The following is a 24,861-nucleotide window of genomic DNA, read 5'->3' as shown; positions in this document are numbered from 1 at the left end:
GAATAAAAACATGACAATTTTAACATAGTTTATATATAATGATAATAAAAAAGAAGGAGTACCAAATTTGAAATTCAAATTCCACAGCATAGTTTTATATATATTGCTTGTTATCCTACCAACAACAGGGATTGGTGCTACATTTTATTCATATCATTCGTATAAAATGAAACAAGAAAATAAACAAGTTGCCCATACGGTTCTCTTTTTATATAGAGACTATTTAGATCACCACCTTGGCGAAGCAATTTCTGCCCTAGAAATGCTCACAAAGGTCGTAGGAACCGAGACTGGAAATATTAATGGGATGAAAGAAATTGTACATGATACAGATGGAAACGATGCACGTTTTTCTGGTCTATATTACGCTACACCAGAAGGTATCATTACAATCGCATCGGAAGGTGACCGACCACCTGTTGATGTCTCAGATCGTAAATATATTCAAAACGCATTACAAACTAAGAAAACAACTGTATCATCCGTCATTACAGATCGTGTTCTTGGCCATCAAGCTATTATGATTGCTTCCCCCATTTTTAATAAACAGAAGGAGCTCTCAGGCTTATTGTTAGCAAGTTTACGCTTTGACTACATTTCATCATCTTTAAATGCCATTAAGCCACAATACCATTTTGAAGTAACTGATAAGTATGATGTAGTTTTTCTAACCGATGATAATAACGAAACAAGTGATGCACATTCTAATATGCTTACTACTCCACTCCAAAGATTAGATTGGAAGGTCTCTGTTTCTCCGTTACCTATTCATCAAAAAACTTTAAATCAGTGGGTTGCCGTAGAATGTATAGCTACTTTATTTTTAATGTCAATTTTATTTTTACTCGCTCAATATATGTTGTTAAAACGACAAACAAAACTAGAAAGACAACAAAATGAACTACAAAAAATTGAATTAGTTGGAACTTTTGCAGCTAGTACCGCCCACGAAATCCGTAATCCACTTACCGGAATTAAAGGGCTCGTCGCTCTATTAAAAGAGAAATATAAAGATGAACAAGATCAGTTCTATTTTTCCATCATCGAACAAGAAATAGAACGAATTAATGAAATTGTAAGTGAATTTCTTATTCTGGGAAAGCCAACTGCAATCATTGAACAAACATATGATGTGAGAACCATTCTAAATGAGGTAGCATTAATTATTCAATCTGAGGCGAATCTACATAATATTGTATTCCATTTACATTTGCCAGACCGTCCTGTTCATATCCGATGCTCGAAAGACCATATGAAACAAGTGGTTTTAAACATTACAAAAAATGCAATTGAAGCTATGACTTTTGGCGATACACTAACTATTTTCGTAACAAACAATGAAACACACGCACAATTGCAAATTACAGATACTGGAAAAGGGATTCCAAAACATATTCAAAAACACCTCTTTCATCCGTTCTTTACTAATAAAGATACTGGAACAGGTCTTGGACTTGTCATATGTAAACGAATTATAGAGATGTACAACGGGCATATTTTTATTAACAGTATAGAAAACGAAGGAACGACAGTTCATATCGAAATTCCGTTACACATAGTATAATTATCCTTATCCCTAAAGGGTAATTATACTTATTTCATAAAACCAGCCACAAGCATTCGCCAAAAATTACTTGATTTTCCTTCATACCCAATTTGAAAAATAGGTACCTTTATAATTGATAACCATTTTGGTGTTTGTTTTTCTTTATAACACTGGTACTGTAAAATAAGCTTGTCCAATTCTTGACTAACTTGAATCGTCTCCGTACTATTTAACCCACTCGTTAAACCTAATTGAATCATCTCTTCACGTTTCATATGAATATCACGTGAAAGCTTTTCTAATGTGTACTTCCTTTTTACAGTAAACATTCATATCCCCCTTATTATACTTCCATGCTCTCTACTTCACTTCTCCATTGAACTTTTAACTGCTTATCATATTTGAATTTGAAGAATCAGAAAATTAAACATTTTCTCCCTGTAATTTACAAATCTTTACCCTCACTTTGAGAATTATTACAAATTATTCTATCTTTGTAAATACATTCGCAATAATAGACAATTTTTTTATCTCCTTTTTTTACAAACACCAATTAAATAGCGGATTCCCTATTTTCCATATACTTTTCTTCGACATTTTTTGTTTAATTTATATAAAAACGCAAACCATAATGGTGATTGATAATATAGAAAGGAAATAGTTATATGCACAAATATACGATTGCATTGCTTATTTTGACTATGTTTTTACCATCCTTCTTGTTTCCTGTTGAAGCCAAGGCCCATACAAATAAAGTAGCTATTGTCATTGATGACTTCGGCAATAATATGAAAGGAACTGATAAAATGTTATCACTTCCTATTCCACTAACTGTTGCTGTTATGCCTTTTCTTCCTTCTACAAAGGAAGATGCGATAGCGGCTCATAAGAAAGGACACGAAGTTATTATACATATGCCAATGGAACCGATTAAAGGTAAAAAAGAATGGCTTGGACCAAAAGCAATTACAACTGATTTAAGCGACGAAGAAATAAATAATCGACTCGAACAAGCGATTCAAGAAGTACCACATGCAATTGGGATGAATAATCATATGGGATCAAAGGTGACTGCAGACGAAAGAATTGTACGACTTATACTCGCAGCTTGTAAAAAACACGGTTTATTTTATTTAGATAGCAAAACAAATCCTAAGAGCGTCGTCCCAAAAATCGGGAAAGAATTAGGAGTACCTATTATTGAAAATCAATTATTTTTTGATGACGTGTACACAGCGGCACATATTTCAAAACAAGCCCAATTACTCATTAAAAAACTTCAAGAAAAACCGATTATGGTAGCTATCGGACATGTTGGGCCTCCAGGTGAAATTACATCACGTGTTATAGAAACCTCTATTCCTAAAATTCGTGAACATGCAGATTTTATTTTTTTATCCGATTTAGCATTATCTCCGCCTCCTGTTTCAAAATAAGATTCATGACTCAAACTAAAAAAGAGAGCAATCTGCATATAGCAAATTGCTCCCTTTCCTTTTCATCTTAAATATAATCTACATGACTCACCCTGAATCCTTTTTTCTCTATTTTTTCGATTAATTGCTTTAATCTTTTTTCATTTAACTCATCTGTTATATTGACAATAACGCGGCGAATATATTGATCGCCGTTATCTAGCGTAAATAGTCCACCGATATGAAATGCTTTCAACAATGTCCCAAGTTCTTTAATCGTTCCCTTACAATCTTGTGTTGCAATTGTTAATATATAACCACCCGTCCGCATACCAAATGAATCCTCAATAACATCAAATATATTGGAATGAGTTAAGATGCCAACAAATTCATTATAATCATTTAATACAGCTAAAAACGGCAAACGACGAATAACATAAAATGCTCTGAAAAAAGAGTCCTTTTCAAAAATAAATGCAGTGGAATCTTCCAACATATGTTCCGTACTTAATTCCTCTAATCCACCATTACACTTCTTTTCTAAAAGATCCACTTTATAAATAATCCCCATGAATTTCTTTTCATCTTCTGCTAATACAGGGATTGCTCGAAATCCCGTTTCATTCATAATTTGCAGAGCCTTCTTACCTGAATCGTTCATTTTGCAAAATGTTACTTGCTGTTTTGGCAGAAAATGATATTTAACTCGCAAAATATGTTCCTCCTTACATGTCAACATGTAATCTATATATAATAAGGAGACCTATATTTTATGAGTAAAATTATTTTTAAAACGCTTTCATTTACTTATTGACTTGTAACGACATCACAAACATTTCATATAACAGAGCTCTTTGCACCTTTTATCATTAACAATTTTACATGGTAGTTCATTAAATATTCTATACCCTCCAACCATTTTTTCGCGTATTCTGGAGTTTTTCCCCACACAATCATGCCATAATTATGAACGAGAACTACTCCTCCACCTTCAATAAAATTCGGCACATTATTCTCTAATAAATCTGCGAATTTTTTCTCATCTTCTACAATGGGAATTGTCATTTCTGTTATACCTTCTTTTCCAAAAACACGTTCCACGCTACGTTTATCGAATGTTACTTCCCCTTTTTCTCCATACAACTCTGATATTAAATGACTATCTACAGTCTGTACTTGTAAAATACATTCTGCACTACTTTTTTTATAAATATCTGCATGCATAAATGATTCCGCAGCTGGTTTTTCTTCATTTTCAAATACTGGTTCACACATACAGTTTACAACAATAAAATCTTCTTCTGAAAATAACCCTTTATCTCTTCCTTCAACATTTACTAAAAAAGTTAACGGCTCTTTTGACGTACAAAGTGATAAGCTAATTTTTGTACCATAAAACCAATCACGAAGTGCTAGTTCAGATTTCACATCTTTTAATTCATTCCATTTCTTTAGAAAAAATAACATTTCGTCACCCCCGGCGTAATATTTATATAATGTTCGAATCCTTTCTATGTAAAAGGAGTATTTTTTGATTATTCTAAAAATTTAATTGAATTATCACATGAGAACGCCTTTTTGTCAATATAGTTTCACGTCTCTCCTTTAAAAAGGGCTATTCATATGTCTATACTCCTGTATATTGACTATTTCATTTTATACATAAAAAATACGTTATTCTTTTTCAATCAAAGAATAACGTATTTTCTCATCTTTTATTTCATTATTGCGTTATATAAGAACTGTGCATATTGTTCACGTGTTACAAAATCATCACCTAAAAAGTTTCCTTTTCCATCACCTTTTGATATGTTATTGTCCGCTAACGCTTTCACATATTCTTCTGCCCAATGACCAGTTGGTACATCATTAAAGTTCACTTTATTATTTTCATCTTCTTTTAGCTGAAATACTTTATATAATACTACAGACATTTCGTATCGAGTTAATACTCCATCTGGACGAAACTCCCCAGTACCATCTCCTTGCATAATTCCAGCTTGCGCAACTGTAGCAATATCTTGCTCAAACATATGTCCCTTCGTATCTGTAAATCTCTCTTTCTGCTCTACTTTATTTTCTAATTTCAAATACCTTTGTACTAAAGACGCAACTTGTCCACGAGTAATACGATCCCCAAATCCAAATTGTCCATTTCCATATCCCTTAAAAATATTTTCTTTCGCTAAATAATGAATTGCTTCCTCTGACCAATGTCCTTTTGGTACATCTTTAAATTCTACTACTCCTACTTTTTCATCTTCTTTAGAATTATTGTCTTCTTTAGAAGTGTTATCTTCTTTACTTTCTACCACATTTTGAATCACAGATCCTGTGAAGAAGATTCCTGTATCCGCAAATGGATCTTTTACACCAAATTCATATACTTTCTCACCCGGTGTACTCCACTTAACTGCATCATTACTATACGTACCACCTTCGCTCTTTAAACGAATTTTTGTAGAGATTTTACCATCTTTCTCGTATATAGGTACTTTTACTTCTTTATTTACTTCTGTTTCCTCTAAAAATACTTTTTGATTTTGAACATTGATATAGGCTGTTTTACTTAGTTCTATAACTGGTCGAACATCACGAATTTCATTTGCAACAAAACTTAAGAATACTAACTTTTTCAAATTGCTAGCTGGTGTTAAGTCTGAAATATAATTCGCTTCTAAATCAAGCTTTTGTAAGTTTACTAGACTTGATAATGGAGTAATATCCTTTAACTCATTGTTAGGTAAGTGTAATTGTTTTAACTGTGTCATCTTACTTAGAGGAGTAACATCTTTTATTTCATTTTTCCCGATCCACAATTCTTCTAATTGCTTCATTTGCTCAATACCGGATAAATCTTTTACTTTATTACGTGTTAATACTAAGTCTTTTAAAGGTAATGAATATAACGGTTTAATATCTTCAATTTGATTACCTGCTAAAGTTAAATATGTTACATTTTTCAACGCGCTTAATGGCGCAACATTCGTAATTTTATTATTTGCTAAATTCAAGTAATCTAGTTGTTCCATTTTCGCTAACGCTGTTACATCTTCTATTTGGTTACCTGATAAATATAAACTTTTTACATTTTTCATCTCAATTAGTGGTGCAACGTTCGTAATTTTATTATTACTTAAATCAAGAGAATCTAAATTATCCATCTTAACAAGTGGTGTTACATCTGAAAATTCATTACCACGTAAAGCTAAATGTTTCAATTGTTTTAAGCTCGTAAAGAATGATGGATCTTTTATCTTCGCATTCGCAACTGTTAAAGATTTTAAATTTGGCATATATTTTAATGCACTATAATCCAGTATCTCATTCGTATTTAAAAACAAGTCCTTTACTTGTAATAACTCTTCTTTCGTGATTGGTGTATTTAAATCTTTTCTATTAAATACCTTTTTATTAACAAGCTCTCTTAATTTATTATCTGTTATCATATTTTGATTATCAACTGGATGATCCGTCTCCATATTGCCTGAATTAGAGTTATCATCTCGTTTCTCTGTTTCTTTGTCACCTACAGTTGGATCTTTAATTTCAAATTGAACTTGATATTTGTGATCATATCCAATAGCCGGAATAAGTATATGCATTTGCATATTGTGCTTCTTCTCAAACTCGCCAATTTCAAATTGAACTACTTTCGTTCCATTCTTCCTCTTATCTTCTGACAAAACTTTCACATCATGAAATACGCCAGGTTGGTTTTTATCCTCTATTCTAAGGTATTGAAAATAATCGCTATCTTGCATTGTTACAGTTACAATTTTTTTCCCATCCGCAATCGTTACTTTAGGATCTTTTATATATTGAGAAACCATAGATGGCTCGTCTTTTTGATCCTTATATATTTTAATCTCAGTATCGTATGTACGTTCACTAGCTGCCGCTACCGATTGGTTTGCTTCAATTTTTATTGCTGCTAACGCTGGAGTAGAGTATGCAGCAAATGGAATTGCTAATGTTGTCGCTACTACTAGCGCCTTCATATAATTTTTTTTCAAAATAATATCCCCTATCATATATAATCTTTATAATTGATAAACATTATCAATTACTCATAAATAAATGATAATGAATATCATTATCGATGTCAACGAGAATATTACATTAAATTTATATTTTTAAAGGCAAAAAATATAAAAGCCCTTTATTCAAAGAGCTTTTTTACCTATCGTATGAAGAATTTCATTTTTCTCCTTCTCATTGATGACACCAATTTTTTGCAAAATATTTGCATACAATACAAGTTTATTATATATCCGTTCTGACATACTTCCCCTTCTTTCCTTCGACCAACTTTTTTTGTATTGGTAAATTATATGAAAGAGATGGGAAAATGTGTCCACTTTTTTTGCATAAATACAAATCTTTTATCCCGCTATTTGCAGGCAGTAAAACTCCCACCTCACAATCAGGTGGGAGTTCTACGTATTTAACAAATTGTCCATTGAATATTATGCCTTTTAACTTCCTCTTCAAAACTATAGGGCATTTTCTTATCACAAATTACATGTTGAATGCGCGAAAACGCTGCTATTCGGTAATTTCCTTTTACGCCTACCTTTGTGTGATCACATAAAATATATGTTTTCTCTGCTAATTTCATCATCGCTTCTGACAGTTTCGCCTTTTCTAATTCAAAACTAGAAACTCCAAAACCAGGTAATAATCCATCAATCGAAACAAATGCTTTATGAAAATGAAATTGCTGGATAACTTGCTGCGAAATAGATCCTGATACGCGTGAATGTTTTGGAGATACTTTTCCACCAATAAATAAAACTTCACCGTGAAACATCTTTTTATTAATAGAAGAAATTAATTGTGTCGCTACTGGAAATGAACTTGTTACAATCGTTAAATTTTTACGATGTACAAGATATGGTACCATTTGAAGTGGTGTACTTCCGTCATCAATCGCAATAACATCTCCATCTTCTACAAATGTTGCTGCTTTATACCCAATTCGCTTCTTCTCTTCTATATGTAGCATCTCTCGTTCTAACATTGGTGCCTCTATTCCAGCTCCCGGAAGTTGGACGGCTCCACCATACACTTTCTTCAACTTCTTTTCACGATCCAATTCTTCTAAATAACGACGAATCGTCTCTGTTGATACAGCAAACTCTCTCGCTAATTCTGAAACTTTTACCTTCCCTTTAAACTCTACCTTCTCAAGAATGGTTCGCTTTCTTTCTTCACCTACTACAGACATAACCTCACCCCATTGATTTCTACCTCATACACTGCCTTACTTATACAAAGTTATAACTTTCCTTTTCAACGAAAACTTCCTCGTGAATATGAATACCACGCTTTTTTAGTTCATCAAAAATAATTTGTGGTTTGACAAAAGCTTCCTCGGGTGTCACAACACCAACTTTATTTACATTCCCATTTGCGATTAGCTCTGTAGCAATCCCAAATGGAATACCGACGTTTCTCGTATAAGCTCTTAATTTTTCCCATCCTACAACAGATCCATCAGATAACGGGTGTGTATGATATAATACACGTCTTTGTTTCTCATTATTTTTCATACCTATTACTTCTACATGAAGTGCATAACCGTAAATCTCTGTTTCTTGTCCTTCTTTCGATTGCAATAAATACTTCGCAATACAATCCATTATGCCGATTTCTTTTCCATTTATTTCAACTGGATCATTACGCAATATACCGTAATCATACAATGCACGTACGAGCTGCATATTTTGCTTTGGCCAAGTTCCTCTCGTCTCTATTAGTTTAACGCCTTTATTTTCTAATGCTTTTGCTAACGTAATCGTTTCAGAATGCGGTATGATATACTGCGTTGTCTTACCATAAGGCGCCGGTAATTCAATTTCTCTTGGACGCGCAAACGGAGGCACTTGCTTAAACTCACCATCTTCATACACTGTACGCGATGGCAAATGTGGATCATATTCATATGTCGTTGTTTCTGTAATGGATGCAGAAAAAGCAATGGGACGATACGAACCATGACTTACACGAACTGACTCTACAGTATGTAACTGATTTGCTGCATGCATCGCCATCATTTGCGTTACACCTGGCGTCATACCAAACCCAGGTAAACATGTTTTTCCGTTTTGAACAAATATAGAATGCGAATCATTTTCTTCACCAAATCCATTTAAATTCACACCGTGACAACCTGCTTCTGCAATACATCGAGTAGATAATCCATTTAACTTAATTGTTGTACCATCCATTACAATGTCATAGCCCTTCATTTTTGCAACCGTATCCTCATGATTCGTTACATCTACTTTCACAAAATCAACGCGAGGATCGTTGAGCCATTCTATTACTTTAAGCCCCTCTTCTTCGTTAAAATCTGCTACTGTAATCGTCTCAAAAGATGAAAATTGCACTAAATCTAAAATTGCTTCACGACAAATTTTACCTGCTCCACCTAAGCAAAATACTTTCAACCTATAACAACTCCTTTAGCGATACTATCAACTAAGCGATGAATATCTGCCTCATGTACATCACCGATATTTCCAATGCGGAATGTATCTACTTTTGAAATTTTACCTGGATATATAACAAATCCATCCCGCTTTAATTCATTGTATAATTGCTCAAAATCAAACCATTCTTCTGGATAAATGAAAGATGTAATAATAGGCGATTGATATTTTTCATCTACTAGTGGCTTAAATCCGATTTCTCTCATTCGATTCACTAATAGTTTTTGATTGTTATCATATCGATTGTAACGTGCTTTTACTCCGCCCTCTTTTTCTAATTCAAGTAGTGCTTGATAAAAAGCGTGTACAACATGTGTAGGTGATGTAAAACGCCATTTCCCATTTTGATTTTCCATTGTTTCCCATTGATCGTATAAATCTAAAGATAATGAACGTGCCTGCCCTTTACATTTCAACAATTCATCGCGCTTTGCAATAACAAATCCGAACCCTGGAACCCCTTGAATACATTTATTCGCACTACTAATTAGAAAGTCAATTTGCAACTCAGCGATATCTATTTCAATACCACCAAAACTACTCATTGCATCAACTAGTGTTACTTTTCCGTATTGCTTCCCTAATTTACATACATCTACAATTGGATTGATAATACCTGTTGTTGTTTCACAATGAACAACTGCAATATGTGTAATCTCTTTATCTTGTTGTAATATCTTTTCTACTTCTACAATATTAGTAGGCTCCCACTCTTCTGTTTGACTGACCACCACATCTATATGTAACATCTCTGCCATTTGTACAATTCTCTTACCATACGCACCATTTGTACAAACAAGCATCTTTCCGTTTTTTGGAATGACAGAACCGATTACTGCTTCAACTGAAAAAGTACCGCTTCCTTGCATTAATACTGTTATATATCTCTCTTCTTCCTTCGTTGCTAACGATACAAGTTTAGCTCTTACCTGTTGCACCATCATGTTATATTCAACATCCCACGTACACCAATCGTATAGCATAACTTCTTTTACTGTTTTTGTTGTCGTTAATGGTCCTGGCGTTAATAATAAGTAGTGATTTTCAGTCATGATCCTATTCCCCTTTTATGAAATAATAAATTCTTGTTTCTCAATCTGTTCAATTACGTTTTCGAGTCCCTGCATCGTTTCAATTGTAAAATGAGCCCCGTTTTCAACGAAACGCTTTCGAACTACTTCCATTTTTTCACGAAGTTCTACCGGATCCATAGTTTCAGCTGCCCACTCGCTTAAGCCGAGCTCACTACTACCGAGAATTACACCCACAGTCCACATACCAGCATTTCTGCCCTCTTTCATATCTGACACTGTGTCCCCGACTTTTATCATATGATTCATCGGATACACACCAAGTTCCATCGCATTTTTATAACACATCCAAGGGTACGGACGGCCTGCTGAAACATCATCTGGCGTCACAAGAACATCAGGTTTATATCCTTGTATTTCTGCTTCTTTTGCAACGATGTCCATCATTTCTCTCGTATAACCAGTTGTTGAGCCAATTTTAAGGCCTCTTTTACGTAATGAAGCAACCACTTCTTTCACCCCATCAATTGGCGTGGCATAGTGTGGCAAAATAGTAAAGAGTATTTCTTCAAACTCTTCATACATCTCGTGAATGTCTGCTTCTGTTGGTAAATGTCCGAAAACACGCTCCCACTCATTCGCAATACGAGGCATTTCTGTTAGTGCCCTTACATGATCGATCTTTAATAATCCCATCGGTTTACGGGCTTCTTCATCTGTAATTTTAACACCACGTTTACGAAAAATTTTTATGAATACTTCCAGTGGTGCAAAACATCCGTAATCAACTGTCGTACCTGCCCAATCAAAAATAACTGCTTCTATTTTCATTCAATCCATCACCCTTCTCACTTATCTTTTTTGCCATTGTGAAGTTCGGTTACGAAGTGCTTTCGTTCCCCATTCATATACAACTCTTACTACAATATTTGTAACAACAATAAGTACACTCATTGCAGCTGCTGGCGCTACATTTCCTGCATCATCCATATTTACGATTGATACGGCAGCTAGTTTAAAATCAGCTGCGTATAAGAATACAACCGCTGACACAGTTACCATCGAATTGACGAAATAGTACATGACCATTTCTAAAATTGCTGGTAAACACATCGGTACTGTTACTCTAAAGAATGTTTTATAAAACGGAATGCCCATCGACTGCGAAACAAGCTCAAACTCTCGGTCTAATTTCTTTAAAGCAGTCGTTGCGGTAACGAATGTTACAGAATAAAAATGAATGATGTTTACTAGTACTAGCACAGCAATTGTTCCGTATAAAGAATGAAACGGATTCGTTACTGAAAGTCCAAGTATTTGAATCGTTGGTTGACTAAAGAAAAAGACGTATCCCAATCCAAGTACTAAACCTGGGATTGCTAAAGGGACAATCGAGAAAAAGTAGCCTGTTTTTCGGAAAAACTTTAGCTGATCTATTTTCTCAATCGCATATGCGAACATAAATGTTAAAATTGCCCCAATAACTGCTGTAACTGCTGAGACAATCACACTATTTTTAAATGCTTCAAGTCCATCTCCTGTTAAACTCGAAAAATTAAAATGCTCAAATGTAAAACTCATATTATATGGCCATACTTTCACACTTGCCGCAATACCAACTGCCACAAATAAAAGAATAATCATAAGTGTAATCACACTACAATATATGAATGAGACTACATCTCTTTTCTTATTAGCCGTTATTCTATATGGCACTGCTTTTGAAGATAAGAAATTCGCCTGCTTTCTTTGCGTAATACGATCAACTGCAAATGCAAATATAGCCGGGATTAATAAAATCATTCCGACAGTTGCACCCATCGGCATATTTTGTTGTCCAATTACTTGTTTGTATACATCAGTAGCAAGTACATTATATTGCCCACCAACAATTTTTGGTGCGCCAAAATCAGTGAAACTAAGTGTAAACACAACGAACATCGCACTAATTAATCCGTACTTTACACTAGGTAAAGTAACAGTGAGAAATTGCTTTGTTTTACTCGCTCCCAACATATTAGAAGCTTCATATAAACGATAATCAGAGCCTTGGAAAGCAATTAATAATATAAGAAAGGCTTGCGGAAATGTATACATGACTTCAGCCATTACAATTCCTACTGGTCCATATAAAGGGATTTATATACCTTCAAACAAGCCAAACATCCCTTTCGTTACTAATCCTTGATTACCAAATAAATATGTCAGTGCAATACCGTGCATCATCGTTGGTGCGAATAGCGGTAACAACGCGACATATTGAAATACACGCTTCCCAAACACATTCGTGCGAGCAATCGCATAGGCGTAAGCAAAAGCAAGTGTTACTGCAATAATTGTTGTCGCGCCCGAAACCCATACCGTATTTTGTAATGATTGAACTAATGTCGGTGTTGTGAAATATTTACTGAAATTCGCAACACCAATGAAAGCTCCATCTTTATCATAAAAAGCTTGTGTAAACAATTGTAATAGCGGCAATACTAGCATAATCAAAAAAGCAAGAATCATACCAATAATTAATAGTCTTTGTATCCACTCTTCTTTACCGATACGTCTCTTAATCTTTTTTTTCGTACTTTCTACCTTTAAGTCTTCTAACATCTCCATCTATACAACAACCTTCTTTCCATATGACAACATATGATTTTCTGAGAAAGAGATTTGAATCGGATTTCCTTTCCTAATAGCTGTTTTTTCTACTTCTGATGCCAATATATCTACAACGATTTTCTCATTATATAGATGCGTTTTTTCATCTATAACTCGCACTTCTGTCCGGTATACAGATCCACGAAATTCCATACTTTCCACAACCGTTTTAATACCATCATTTTGTACAATCGTTACATGTTCAGGACGAATTGCATGTTCTTCGTTATTTTTCGAAAAGAAATTAATAGAACCAATAAAATCTGCCACAAACGGATTGGCTGGTCTTTGGTAAATCTCCTCTGGTGTGCCAATCTGCATAATTTCCGCATGATTCATTACAACAATTTTATCAGCCATCGTTAATGCCTCTTCTTGATCATGCGTGACCATAATAGTTGTCACTCCTACTTTTTCTTGCAAATCACGCATTTCTCTACGTAACTTTTCACGTACTTTTGCATCTAAAGCAGATAACGGCTCATCGAGTAACAAAATATCCGGAGACAGAGCGAGTGCACGTGCAAGTGCTACTCGCTGCTGTTGTCCACCAGACATTTGAGCAGGATATTTATCTTTTACATTCAGTAAATCAACTAGTTCTAACGCCGATAGCGCCTTCTCTTTTACTTCTGCTTTTCCATACTTTTTTGTCTTTAAGCCGTATTCAATGTTTTCAAGTGCTGTTAAATTCGGAAATAACGCATAGGATTGAAACACCATTCCGAAATTCCTCTTTCCAGGAGGTAATGCTGTAATATCTTTTCCATTCACAGCTATACTACCTGTTGTCGCCTCTTCTAGCCCTGCTAAAATTCGAAGCAATGTTGTTTTCCCACAACCACTTGGGCCTAATAAACATACAAACTCATTTTTTTTCACAGTAAAAGAAATATCTTTTAACGCTGTAAATGCATCAAACTGTTTTTGAATGTGTTGAATTGATAAATATTCGCTCATTTTTTCTCTCTCCCACTCACTTACTTTTTCGGTTCTGCTTTTTGGCCAAACTCTTTTTCCCATTTTTCTAAAATTTTGTCACGATTTTCTGCTGCCCACTTAAAGTCGTTCTTTTTGTATAACTTTTCCGTCACATCTTTAGGGAATCCGTCTGGAAGTTTATAATCATTTTTAATTGTCGCAAATCCATTTTTCTCGAAGTATAACTTCATTACATCATCAGTAATTGCCCAATCTAAAAATGCTTGCGCTAATTTTTCATTTTTTTCATTATCTTTTTTAATAAGTGCGTTCGCTTCTACTTCCCAACCTAATCCTTCTTTTGGCAATACAACTTCAACTGGTGCACCTTTTTGTTTCTCTTTCAAAGCACTATAAACCATCGATACACCAACTGGATATTCACCCGCCCCCGCTAATTTCGCTGGTTTTGAACCTGAATGAGTATAAGTTGCCATATTATCATGAAGTTTCTTCATGTAATCCCAGCCTTTATCTTCACCCATAATTTGTAACCATGCAGAAACTGTTAAAAATCCTGTTCCAGAAGATGCTGGATGTGGCATAACAAGCGTTCCTTTATACTCTGGTTTCGTTAAGTCTTCGTATGATTCTGGCATCGGTAAATTTTTCTTCTTTAATTCTTCTTTATTTATAGCAATCCCCGTCATAAATGCAGTATTTCCTACCCATTTTTCTGGTTGTTTATCATCTTTAAATTGCGGTAAAACGCGATCCGCTCCTTTTGGAGAGTATCCTTTTAACATATCTTTTTTATCTAAAGCTAATAGACTTGAAGCTGCAGTTCCCCATACAACATCTGCTTGTGTATTTTTCCCTTCAGCTAGCAATTTTGCTGTAATAACTCCAGTTGAATCACGAACAATATTCAGCTTCACATCTGGATATTTCTTTTTAAAAGAATCAAGATAAATTGGTACAAGTTCTTCTTCAATTGCTGTGTAAACAGTTAATGATCCAGATAATTTATCATCTTTTACTTTTGCCCCAGCACTTTCTTCTTTCTTTGCACCACACCCCATTAATAACGAAAATACCATTCCAGTTGCTACAGCTTTAAAGATTGTTTTTTTCACTGTCTCTCTCTCCTTTTACAAATCTTATGTACAACTCAAATATAAACAACTAGTGTAAAAGCAGTATTAAACCAACATTAATCTTTTGTTTGTTGTTTGTTTTTGTGTAATACGTTGCTACTTCTATGTTTTTTCGCATTTTTCTGCTAATAATGAACACTAAATTTACAAATAATTAAAAAAACCTTTATAATCCCACAAAAAAATGAGGCGTTTGTAAAAAACGCCTCACTTTTGTTTACCTTTTTTTGAATTACGATTTGCATACTTCGCGCTATTTTCTCCTTCATACTCTAATGCAAATTCTGCATCTGGTAAGCTTTCTTTCGGAGTTTTATTATTGTTGATTGCCGCATTTTGTTTCACTTTTCTTTTTACCAATACATTCACCTGCTCTCAAAATTCACTTTCTACTCTAGTTTGAAGCAAGCTAAAATAATTATTACTGGCAAGTGTTAACAAGTACATAAGAACTGCTAGATGGAAATACTACATATGAAGAAATCATAATAAAAAGGAGCTCTTATTTTGAAGAAGAAAGATAAAATCCAGTCACCCATTTTAGATGAAACGCTCCCGCATCAAATGAATTTCCCATCTTTTAAAGGAACAGGAAAGAAGATGCAACAACCTTTCATAAATCAATATGACGTCGTAATCGGAGACAGTAAATATGATTCCGAGAACAGTCCACTTCACAATTGGAGTGATGATGTAGATCCTGCCATTATGGCTGGAGAAGAATGGATCCATCCTACAAATGATATTGGGTGGATTTCAGAAGAAAATCAAGAGTTACTAAAAAAAGAAGGAGATAATAAGAAGGATACTTTTATGCATCCGCAATTTGGCATTAATGACTAAAAAACCATTCTACCTAACATAGGTAGAATGGTTTCATACTATCCAATAATAATTCTCTCTTTCGGATATTTATAGCGAGGTGGCTGTTCTCTTCCGCCACTAGCTAGTATAAATGTTAAAATACCGACACGCCCGATAAACATAAGTACAATGAGTACAAGTTTACCAACAGTTGTTAAATCTGGCGTAATACCTGTCGATAGTCCTGTCGTCCCGAAAGCAGAACAGACTTCAACAATTAAACTCATAAGCGGTACATTTTCCGTAATAGATAAAATAAATAGTGCTGTGGCACATAATAAAATCCCCATTGTCATAACGACAGATGCTTTCAGCACGTCCTCTTCATGTAGCTGACGTTTGAAGACTCTAACCGTTCTCCCGCCTCTTGCAAAAGTGTATAGTGACAATATACTAACAGCAAATGTCGTTGTACGTATCCCGCCCCCAACCGAACTTGGAGATGCTCCTATAAACATTAATATACTCATAAATAAAAGCGTCGGTTGTGACAATTCAAGTATATCCATTGTAGCAAGTCCCCCGCTTCGCGTCGTCACAGATTGGAATAGTGTATAGAAAACTGTTTCATGCCATGACTTTCCTGCTAAAAAATGATTTCGTTCTAGTAAAAAAATCATAATCGTTCCAACGACCACAAGCGCAAAAAATGTTGTTGTCGTCAATTTTGTAAATAGCGAAAAACGAAATAGTTGCTGTCTCCTTTTACTAAGGAATTGTTTCACTTCCATTAATACAGGGAAGCCGATTGCTCCTAAAATAATAAGTAACATATGAATCATTTGAACAATGTAATCTTTTTTATACGGAATTAGCGATTGTCCTGTTAAATCAAATCCGCCGTTCGTAGTTGCACTAACAGCTGCAAAAAAACCGTGAAAATAAGCTTCTTGCCAAGTTGGAAAGTAAAGTAAGAATCTTGTACCTAATAATATTGCTCCAATAAGCTCTATTGAAATAATTACAATTAAAATAGAACGCATCAATTCTACAAGACCTGATAAATTCCCTTGATTATGGTCTGCCATAATGAGTCTTCTTCTCTGCAAACCAATCTTTTTTCCTGTTATAATCCAAACGAATGTACCTAACGCCATAATTCCTAAGCCGCCCAATTGTAAAATAAGGGCTAAAATAATAATTCCTGCCGTAGTAAATGTATCTGAAATCGTAACAACAGACAGGCCCGTAACACTTACCGCACTAACCGATGTAAAAAGTGCATCTATAAATGTCCATTTGACACCAGGCTTCGTAACAAACGGTAAACTAAGCAATATCACCGATACAACTACCGCTAATAAATAAAACAGAACAATGAGTTGTACAGGGCGTAATTTTTGTAAAAACTTTTTTATATCTCTCATTCCATCACTTCGCTACCTTTTTTCTATCGATTAAATAAAGAAAAATCTTTACTTTCTTTATTTGTAAATAACTGCTCAAATATTTTAGCAAATACCATTCCATACACAGTTCCATTACCTCCATATGGCAATGCATAAAATAAATTATGTATCTTATTATCTTCTTTTAAAATAGGGAGACCATCATGACTACCGCAAAATGCTGCCGCCCAATAGTAGTCTGCCTGTATAGTTTTATACTGCGGGAACATCTCTTTTATAATGTTAATAAGGACATCACGCTTATGCAATAATTTCGTATCACCGATTGTTTGAATTTTCATTGCTTCATCCAATCCACCTACAATAATACGGTTTTTATACGTTCGAAAATATAAATACGGCCGTGCTGTTTCCCAAATTAATGATTGCTCATGCCAACCTTCAAATGAATCTACCTTATTTGTCACAACTGCATATGATGTTTCCACTGTTGTATTTTTTTCTTTCTTTCCGAAAAGTGCTTCATAACCAGTCGCCATAATAATATTCTTTGCTACAATTTGATTTCCTGTTTTCGTATAACAAATTAAATCATTTTGACGTTTTTTTATATGTATGGCCTCTGTATGTTCATATATAGTAGCACCCATTTGATTTGCTTTATGCAAAAGGCTATGCGCTAATAAATACGGATTTACCTCAGCATCACCGTGTGTATATAATGCCGCTTGTTTTGTAAAAGGATACCGTTCCTTAATATCAGATGCTGTAAAATACTCAACTGGAAACTCATAATTCTGTAACGTTTTGTATTCCTCTTGTAAAAATGGGACATCTTCACTTTTACTTGCATAATATAAACTGTTTCGCGGAATAAACTGGGGATCGATATCGAGAGTCGGTACAACTTTCTCCATTGTTCGTAACGCTTCGTAACAAAGCTTATATGCTCGCACCCCTTTTTCTTCTCCAAATGTATGGATAAGTGAGGTTAACGATTTATCATGAAGAAATTGTAATAACCCTGTATTAGCAGCTGTGCTGCCACATGAAATCATATTTTTTTCAATAAGTGTAACGCGCATTCCCATTTTCGCTAACGAATACGCTATTTGAGCACCCGCTTCGCCACTTCCAACTACAAGCACATCACATATCATATCATTTTCTAACGATGGATAACAAGGCATAGAAGCTCCTGTATCCCAAAACAACTTACCAATCATAAGCTTCATAATTATACTCCTAAAATATAAATTTCTCCTTTCTATGTTTTGTTATTTTACATAAAAAAAATCCAACTAACATATGCTAGTTGGATTTTTTATTTTTACTTAGAGCGCTCGTCAAGCCAGTCTCCAATCGTCGGATACGTTTGTTTTACCGCTGTTCCACCGTAAACAATCGACATATGTCCCGTTGGTAAACATACATATTGTTTATCTGTGCTAGAAATATGATCTAGCAACGCTTCTACTTGGCACGGCAGGGCGATATGATCACGTTTCCCTGAAATATTTAAGACATTCGCCTTAATATTTGCAAGGTCTACCTTTTGTCCGCGAATAACGAGTTCACCCTTAACCAATTTATTATTTTGATAAAAATCACGAATCCACTGTCTGTATGATTCACCTGGGAACGGAATGCCATCGCCAACCCACTTTTGAACTAACCTCCAGCTTTCAACGAAGCGCTCATTCTCTGAACGATCTACTAAAGCAACATATGGACCAACAAAGTTCGTAATTGGTTTTAACATTTTGTTTCCGAAATCAATCATTTCTGGCGGAATATTTCCAAATGTATCAACCGCTTTATCTAGATTGAAGTATTTCTCATCTAATAAAGGACCATATAATCCTGTTTCAGAGAAATCAAAAGGACTTGTCATAAAGATTAGGTTACGAATTGGCATGTGCGGATGAAGTGCCGCATAAATAGAAGTTAGCGTTCCCCCCATGCAATAACCAAGTAAAGAAATCTCGTCCGATTTTGCAGTTCGCATTACTTTTTTCACTGCTTTTGCAATATAATCAAACACAAAATCATCAAATTTCAAATGACTATCTTCTAAACCAAATGTGCCCCAATCAAGCATATACACATCAAAACCACGGTCCACTAAATATTCCACTAAACTATTTCCAGGAGTTAAATCCATAATATATGGTTTATTAATAAGAGCATATATTAATAGAATTGGGACTCTTTGTGTTTTTTCTTGTTTTGGAATGTAGCGATAAAGCTTCGTCTTATTCTTCGTCCAAATAACCTCTTTCGGCGTTAATCCTACTTGTGGCTCTGGTTCACGTAATAAAATTTCACTCGCCCTTTTCACTCGGCGATATGCTTTTCGGTACTCTTCTGGGTATAGCTCTAATTGCTTTTCCCATTCTGTTGCGAATGTAGTCATTTTTCTATCTCCTTTTTGGTCAATTTCCTTCTAAAAAAAGAAGTGCATTCCTGCTATGGATATGCACTTTTTTCTTACTTCATTACATATATAATCCGCCGTTAATGTTTAATTGCTGACCTGTGATATAAGCACCGTCACGGCATAGGTATACTACACCTTTTGCAATTTCATCAGCTTGACCAAAACGTTTTTTCGGGATTTTCGCAACGATTTTTTGGCGTACTTCTTCTGGTACTTCTGCTACCATTTCAGTATCAATAAACCCTGGGCAAATAGCGTTTACAGTTACATTTGTTTTTGCAAGCTCTAATGCTAATGATTTTGTAAATCCTAGCATACCTGCTTTCGCTGCTGAGTAGTTTGTTTGTCCAAATCCACCCGCTTGACCAATAATAGAAGAAATGCTAATAATTCTACCTTCTTCCGCTTCCGTTATGTATGGAAGTACCGCGCTTGTCGTATTAAACACACTGCTTAAGTTCACGTCAATTACGCGTTCCCAATCTTCACGATTTAACTTTTTGAATGTACGATCTCTTGTAATACCAGCATTATTAACAAGAATATCAACTTTACCAAAATGATTCACTGCTTCTTCTACAAGTCGGTTTGCGTCTTCTACTTTAGAAACATCTGCTTGAACTGCATAAACGTCATGTCCTTCTTTTCCTAGTTCATTTACTAAGTTTTCAGCTGCTTCTTTACTGCTGTTATAGTTAATAACAACTTTTGCGCCCTCTTGTGCTAACGCTACTGTGATTGCTTTTCCAATCCCTTTTGCCCCACCTGTTACGATTGCTACTTTGCCATTTAATTGAACCATTTCTTTTCCCCCTTAAATGAATTTGTGAACGACTATTATGAATCATTTTGGTACTCATACTATGGAGTCCCTATATAATTATGTTTCGCTGTTTATACATAGAAAAGAGATTCTCCCTTTCTCTTTCATATGTTATAAACAAGCGCTATTATCACTTTTTATTTTCTGGCTTATTCGTAGGTTTTACTTCTTCTTTTACAGGTTCTTGTAGTTTTGCTAGTACTGCATTTTGCTTTTCTAGCAATTCTAAAATTTGATCAACTTTCGTTTCTAATGTGCGAATATCTTGTTTTACTTTCGTAACATCGCGCTTTAATGTAGGAGCTTGTCCTACTGACTCTACCTTATCTTCTAGAAACTCCTCAATGTTATCCACTTTATTTTCTAAGTTAATAACAAGCGTAGCCACTCTAGCGATATCCTCTTTCGTAGGCACATTTACCTGCTCTAAATAGTTTTTTGTCGTATCATTTAATGCTTTTTGATAAAACAAATTCAAATCTAGAACGCTGCCCATCCAAGCAGAATATTCTTCTGTTTTAATTGTTTCATTGAGCGCTTTTCCCCAAAATGTTTCGGTTTGTTCATAAGCATTTTTCCATGCTTGTAGTGGATCGAATTTTTGATCAATCACTTTACCTACACTCCCTTTTTCGTTTTTGAAACAATTCAACCTATTCATTATTTTCTAATATTCTGAATAAAACTTCAAGTCTATATTTTATTTTTTTCTATTTTCTAACAAATGTATTGACTTTAAAAACAGATAGGTGTAAATTGCACTTATAAGCAAAAAATTCCATCTAACTGATTCATGAGGTGATGCACAATCATGCTACATAATGAACCAGAACAACGCGAAAGTTTGGAGAACAACCAAGCAAAACAACCAAACTCCATGCCAAAAAACTTCTTAGTTCCCTTCTTACTTCTCTGTCTTAAAGACTGGAGTCTTCATGGTTACAAACTTATTCAAATGCTAATGGATATCGGCTTTTCTTCTGTTGACCAAGGTAATGTGTACAGAACACTACGCAAATTAGAAAAAGAAAACCTTATTTCTTCTACTTGGGATACAAGCGACGGAGGGCCAGCCAAAAGAATTTATTCTTTAACTGAATATGGAGAGCAATATTTAACAACATGTGCGACTTCTTTTGAGCATTATCAAAATATGTTGCGGACGTTTTTCACGTTATACACCAATGCATTCTTTCCATTTTCTACTTCTCCAGAAAAGGATGAAAAAGATTCTTCATCTTCACCTGGTGATACAGCAGAGTAATCTGCGTTCACAATATGTAAAAAAACATTTGGGGGTCAAACAATGGAAACTAAACCATACGAATTAGTCGATGCATTTTGGAAAAACTGGTCTCAATCACTTTCCCTTTTCTCTTCAGCTGGGAAACAATTAGAGCAACTTACTTTAGAAACATTAAAACAACAACAAGATGCTTTGCATAAATTAACATCAGGAGTAGATGAACTAGAAAAAGAACTGCAACAATTTACTACTCAATTCAATAATCAGTATACAGATTACGTGAAGCAATTAACTGGAAACTCCTTAAATGATCAAATTAATGAGTGGCAAGACAAATGGAAAGAGCTTTCTGCTCATATGCAACAGCTAACTGTTTCTCCTACAAAAACATCTTTGTCTATCCTTACTCAAACAAGCGGTCAATTTGAAGAAACAACGAAGCAATTTATTGAACAACAACAATTACAACGTGAAGAGGCTCAAAAACAGTTAGAAGGTTTTTTGGAAGATTTCAAGACAAAACAGTTGGAACTCGCAAAAAAGTTCGAGGAAAACTCAAAAAATCTATTTACTTCCATCAAGTAAGAAAAATGTGGGAGCTAACTGCAGCACAAACAAAACTCTTTCTTCCTCCTACTACATCAAGATGGCTAGCATTTTTCGATATGGAAAAGAAGGAGGACAAAATGAATCCATTTCAAGAAGCACAAACCGTCCCGGAGCTTCGTTATGATGAGATTCAAGTCGGTGATCAAGCATCACTTACAAAAACGATTACGGATGAGGACGTTATCAATTTTGCAAAATTGACTGGAGATGTGAATCCTATTCATATTTTAGATTCTTTTGCAAAAACGACAATGTTTAAAGAACGTATTGCTCATGGTATGCTCGTTTCAAGTTTTATTTCTACCATCCTTGGAACGAAACTCCCGGGTAAAAATACGATTTATTTATCTCAAAACGTTTCATTCCGCGCTCCTGTCAAAATCGGCGATACACTTCGCGTTGTGGCAGAGGTCATCAAAAAACGTGATGATAAAAAAATCATTACGTTGCAAACAAATATATATAATCAATCGGATGATATTGTCGTGGAAGGTACAGCGACAATACTAAAAAAAGAGTAGCAAAAATTGCTACTCTTTTTTCTATCCAATAACTTCTAATCACACCGATTACTTCCGCGTATGAGCACGCCGGTTCCACATAAAATAACGGTACCAGTTCAGATACATACTTAGCTGAACTGGATTACTCATAAGGATGTGTATCATCATGGCAAAAACAAACAAATTACTAGTTCCAGGCGCTGAACAAGCACTTGATCAATTTAAATATGAAATTGCACAAGAATTCGGCGTAAGCTTAGGGTCTAATACTGCATCACGTTCTAACGGATCAGTTGGCGGTGAAGTAACAAAACGTCTTGTTTCTTTAGCTCAACAACAATTACGTGGATAACAATATAACATATGGCTTAGAGGCAGATATTCTCTGCCTCTTTCTATTTTTAACATACATAATGGTGCTTTTTCACATACTAGTAAAAGCAAACTGAAAGGAACGATATGTAACATGAAACGGATTAACATTCACATGAGTCCTCCCCGTGTTCTTACTTTGTCTTTTATTATGTTATCAATTATCGGTACATGCTTATTAAAATTGCCAATTGCTACAACGACGTCTATTTCATGGCTCGATGCTTTATTTACAACCGTTTCTGCTTGTACGGTTACAGGGCTTGGTGTTGTGGACACTGGGAAAGTATTTACCATATTTGGCCAATGTGTCATTTTAATACTTATACAAGTGGGCGGACTTGGCATTATGAGCTTTGCCGTTTTAATTGCGATTATGCTTGGCAGAAAAATTGGCCTTCAAAACCGAATTTTATTGCAACAAGCATTAAATCAAACGAATATAGGCGGTGTCATTCGTCTTGCCAAAGCATTATTTTTATTCTCTTTTACAGTCGAATGTATCGCTGCTTTCATTCTTTCTTTTGAATGGGTACCGAAATATGGGATTGCTAAAGGGATCTATTATAGCTTTTTTCATTCCATCTCTGCTTTTAACAATGCAGGTTTTTCTGTTTGGAGCGATAATTTAATGTCCCACTCTCACAGCATTCTTGTCAATCTCGTCATTTCCTCCCTCATTATTTTAGGTGGGATTGGTTTTACAGTAATCGTAGATATAAAAAGAAAGAAAAATTTTAAAAACCTTACATTACACTCAAAACTTATGCTCTCTTCTACTCTAATCATCAATATTATTGCGACTGTTTTTATTTTTATATTCGAGTTTCACAATTCTCTTTCTATGAGAGGCTTTACCCCATTTGAAGAAGGCATGGCTGCTTATTTCCAAGCTATTTCAACGCGTACTGCCGGGTTTAATACAGTTGATATTTCCGCATTATCAAAGCCTTCCCTTTTATTAATGATGCTTCTAATGTTTATCGGAGCCGGTAGTGCTTCAACCGGCGGTGGGATTAAATTAACAACCTTTTTAATCATGTTTTTTGGGGTATTTAAATTTTTACAAGAGCAAGATGATATTGTCGTGTTTAAAAAATCCATTAAAGATACTCTCATTGTCAAATCATTAACCATCGCTATTATTTCTATTTCATTTATTTTTTTTGCTATTTTAATTTTAAGCATTACTGAGCGAGTTCCTCTATTGATGAGTGCTTTCGAAGTATTTTCAGCATTTGGGACTGTCGGTCTCAGTATGAATTTCACACCACACTTAACGATGATTGGAAAAGCTATTATTATCTTTATGATGTTTTTTGGGAAGATGGGGCCTTTAACATTAGCTTTTTCATTTGCACGTAAAAAGAACCGGAAAATAAAATATCCGAATGAAGACATTTTAACAGGTTGACAACCGTATAAATTATCCATAT

Annotated in this window: 24 protein-coding genes and 1 pseudogene; 8 read left to right on the top strand and 17 right to left on the bottom strand. The window is 34.8% G+C overall.

From position 1 onward, the window contains the following. The first annotated feature begins 67 nt into the window (after positions 1-67). On the top strand, positions 68-1,564 hold the full coding sequence (locus tag EGX95_RS05535; protein WP_000669150.1) for a DUF3149 domain-containing protein: 1,497 nt from the start codon (positions 68-70) through the stop codon (positions 1,562-1,564). Positions 1,565-1,593: 29 nt separating this feature from the next. Here EGX95_RS05535 and EGX95_RS05530 read toward each other — a convergent pair whose 3' ends face one another. Next, the gene (locus EGX95_RS05530; RefSeq protein ID WP_000495540.1) at positions 1,594-1,875 is read right to left on the bottom strand and encodes an aspartyl-phosphate phosphatase Spo0E family protein; all 282 of its coding nucleotides are present in this window, start codon (positions 1,873-1,875) and stop codon (positions 1,594-1,596) included. Positions 1,876-2,211: 336 nt separating this feature from the next. Between EGX95_RS05530 and EGX95_RS05525 the strand changes: the two genes are divergently transcribed. After that, positions 2,212-2,982 carry a divergent polysaccharide deacetylase family protein gene (locus EGX95_RS05525; RefSeq protein ID WP_000549803.1) on the top strand — a complete coding sequence of 257 codons (771 nt, stop codon included), beginning with the start codon at positions 2,212-2,214 and terminating at the stop codon, positions 2,980-2,982. Between the two features lie 67 nt (positions 2,983-3,049). On the opposite strand, the gene cbpA is transcribed toward EGX95_RS05525, so the two are convergent. From cbpA to EGX95_RS30245, 11 genes and pseudogenes are all read right to left on the bottom strand, one after another. Next, positions 3,050-3,673 carry a cyclic di-AMP binding protein CbpA gene (gene cbpA, locus EGX95_RS05520; protein WP_001264219.1) on the bottom strand — a complete coding sequence of 208 codons (624 nt, stop codon included), beginning with the start codon at positions 3,671-3,673 and terminating at the stop codon, positions 3,050-3,052. 125 nt (positions 3,674-3,798) lie between these two features. Further along, entirely contained in the window at positions 3,799-4,428 is a 630-nt protein-coding gene (locus EGX95_RS05515; protein WP_000895995.1) for a class II aldolase/adducin family protein, read from the bottom strand. Between the two features lie 248 nt (positions 4,429-4,676). Continuing rightward, positions 4,677-6,995 (bottom strand): NEAT domain-containing leucine-rich repeat protein, encoded by a 2,319-nt coding sequence (locus EGX95_RS05510; protein WP_079993962.1) that lies wholly within the window; start codon positions 6,993-6,995, stop codon positions 4,677-4,679. Between the two features lie 413 nt (positions 6,996-7,408). After that, complete coding sequence (locus tag EGX95_RS05505) at positions 7,409-8,191, bottom strand: DeoR/GlpR family DNA-binding transcription regulator (protein ID WP_000117662.1); 783 nt, start codon at positions 8,189-8,191, stop codon at positions 7,409-7,411. Between the two features lie 40 nt (positions 8,192-8,231). Next, positions 8,232-9,416 carry a saccharopine dehydrogenase family protein gene (locus EGX95_RS05500; protein WP_000862142.1) on the bottom strand — a complete coding sequence of 395 codons (1,185 nt, stop codon included), beginning with the start codon at positions 9,414-9,416 and terminating at the stop codon, positions 8,232-8,234. Then, on the bottom strand, positions 9,413-10,510 hold the full coding sequence (gene phnW, locus EGX95_RS05495; protein ID WP_046952039.1) for a 2-aminoethylphosphonate--pyruvate transaminase: 1,098 nt from the start codon (positions 10,508-10,510) through the stop codon (positions 9,413-9,415). The genes EGX95_RS05500 and phnW overlap by 4 nt, the downstream gene beginning before the upstream one ends. A 15-nt stretch (positions 10,511-10,525) precedes the next feature. Continuing rightward, the gene (phnX, locus tag EGX95_RS05490) at positions 10,526-11,320 is read right to left on the bottom strand and encodes a phosphonoacetaldehyde hydrolase (RefSeq protein ID WP_000687359.1); all 795 of its coding nucleotides are present in this window, start codon (positions 11,318-11,320) and stop codon (positions 10,526-10,528) included. A gap of 21 nt (positions 11,321-11,341) precedes the next feature. After that, positions 11,342-13,099: pseudogene (locus tag EGX95_RS05485) on the bottom strand (putative 2-aminoethylphosphonate ABC transporter permease subunit). Beyond that, entirely contained in the window at positions 13,100-14,101 is a 1,002-nt protein-coding gene (locus EGX95_RS05480) for a putative 2-aminoethylphosphonate ABC transporter ATP-binding protein (protein ID WP_000006183.1), read from the bottom strand. It lies immediately after the preceding pseudogene. Between the two features lie 20 nt (positions 14,102-14,121). Further along, positions 14,122-15,198 (bottom strand): putative 2-aminoethylphosphonate ABC transporter substrate-binding protein, encoded by a 1,077-nt coding sequence (locus EGX95_RS05475; RefSeq protein WP_000750888.1) that lies wholly within the window; start codon positions 15,196-15,198, stop codon positions 14,122-14,124. 228 nt (positions 15,199-15,426) lie between these two features. Continuing rightward, on the bottom strand, positions 15,427-15,588 hold the full coding sequence (locus EGX95_RS30245; RefSeq protein ID WP_001997002.1) for a hypothetical protein: 162 nt from the start codon (positions 15,586-15,588) through the stop codon (positions 15,427-15,429). A 138-nt stretch (positions 15,589-15,726) separates the two neighbouring features. Between EGX95_RS30245 and EGX95_RS05465 the strand changes: the two genes are divergently transcribed. Then, entirely contained in the window at positions 15,727-16,062 is a 336-nt protein-coding gene (locus EGX95_RS05465; protein WP_000725962.1) for a DUF3905 domain-containing protein, read from the top strand. A 38-nt stretch (positions 16,063-16,100) separates the two neighbouring features. Here the strand turns inward: EGX95_RS05465 and EGX95_RS05460 are convergent, their stop codons facing one another. From EGX95_RS05460 to phaR, 5 genes are all read right to left on the bottom strand, one after another. Next, a complete protein-coding gene (locus EGX95_RS05460; protein WP_001204709.1) occupies positions 16,101-17,450 on the bottom strand; it encodes a TrkH family potassium uptake protein in 1,350 nt (449 codons plus the stop codon). A gap of 23 nt (positions 17,451-17,473) precedes the next feature. After that, positions 17,474-18,667 (bottom strand): NAD(P)/FAD-dependent oxidoreductase, encoded by a 1,194-nt coding sequence (locus EGX95_RS05455; protein WP_000772475.1) that lies wholly within the window; start codon positions 18,665-18,667, stop codon positions 17,474-17,476. Between the two features lie 95 nt (positions 18,668-18,762). Next, positions 18,763-19,848, bottom strand: coding sequence for a class III poly(R)-hydroxyalkanoic acid synthase subunit PhaC (gene phaC / locus EGX95_RS05450; protein WP_000206335.1), 1,086 nt, complete (start codon positions 19,846-19,848; stop codon positions 18,763-18,765). Positions 19,849-19,930: 82 nt separating this feature from the next. After that, positions 19,931-20,674: an acetoacetyl-CoA reductase gene (locus EGX95_RS05445; protein ID WP_000250412.1), complete on the bottom strand. Its 744-nt coding sequence runs from the start codon at positions 20,672-20,674 to the stop codon at positions 19,931-19,933. 151 nt (positions 20,675-20,825) lie between these two features. Next, the gene (phaR, locus tag EGX95_RS05440; protein WP_000566940.1) at positions 20,826-21,308 is read right to left on the bottom strand and encodes a polyhydroxyalkanoic acid synthase subunit PhaR; all 483 of its coding nucleotides are present in this window, start codon (positions 21,306-21,308) and stop codon (positions 20,826-20,828) included. Positions 21,309-21,506: 198 nt separating this feature from the next. Here phaR and phaQ point away from each other — a divergent pair, with 198 nt between their 5' ends. The 5 genes from phaQ (at position 21,507) to EGX95_RS05415 (ending at position 24,839) form a co-directional block, all read left to right on the top strand. Further along, complete coding sequence (phaQ, locus tag EGX95_RS05435; protein ID WP_000903020.1) at positions 21,507-21,959, top strand: poly-beta-hydroxybutyrate-responsive repressor; 453 nt, start codon at positions 21,507-21,509, stop codon at positions 21,957-21,959. Positions 21,960-22,001: 42 nt separating this feature from the next. Further along, on the top strand, positions 22,002-22,526 hold the full coding sequence (phaP, locus tag EGX95_RS05430; protein WP_000448589.1) for a polyhydroxyalkanoic acid inclusion protein PhaP: 525 nt from the start codon (positions 22,002-22,004) through the stop codon (positions 22,524-22,526). Between the two features lie 101 nt (positions 22,527-22,627). Continuing rightward, complete coding sequence (locus tag EGX95_RS05425; RefSeq protein WP_001067916.1) at positions 22,628-23,071, top strand: MaoC family dehydratase; 444 nt, start codon at positions 22,628-22,630, stop codon at positions 23,069-23,071. Positions 23,072-23,219: 148 nt separating this feature from the next. Next, entirely contained in the window at positions 23,220-23,405 is a 186-nt protein-coding gene (locus EGX95_RS05420; protein ID WP_001140707.1) for an alpha/beta-type small acid-soluble spore protein, read from the top strand. A 114-nt stretch (positions 23,406-23,519) separates the two neighbouring features. Continuing rightward, positions 23,520-24,839: a TrkH family potassium uptake protein gene (locus tag EGX95_RS05415; protein ID WP_063246736.1), complete on the top strand. Its 1,320-nt coding sequence runs from the start codon at positions 23,520-23,522 to the stop codon at positions 24,837-24,839. The last annotated feature ends 22 nt before the right edge of the window (positions 24,840-24,861 follow it).

The organism is Bacillus sp. FDAARGOS_527 (genome assembly GCF_003812125.1).
Taxonomy (GTDB): domain Bacteria; phylum Bacillota; class Bacilli; order Bacillales; family Bacillaceae_G; genus Bacillus_A; species Bacillus_A paranthracis.
The sequence above is the reverse complement of the archived record's forward strand: the minus strand, read 5'-3'. Positions and strand labels throughout refer to the sequence as shown.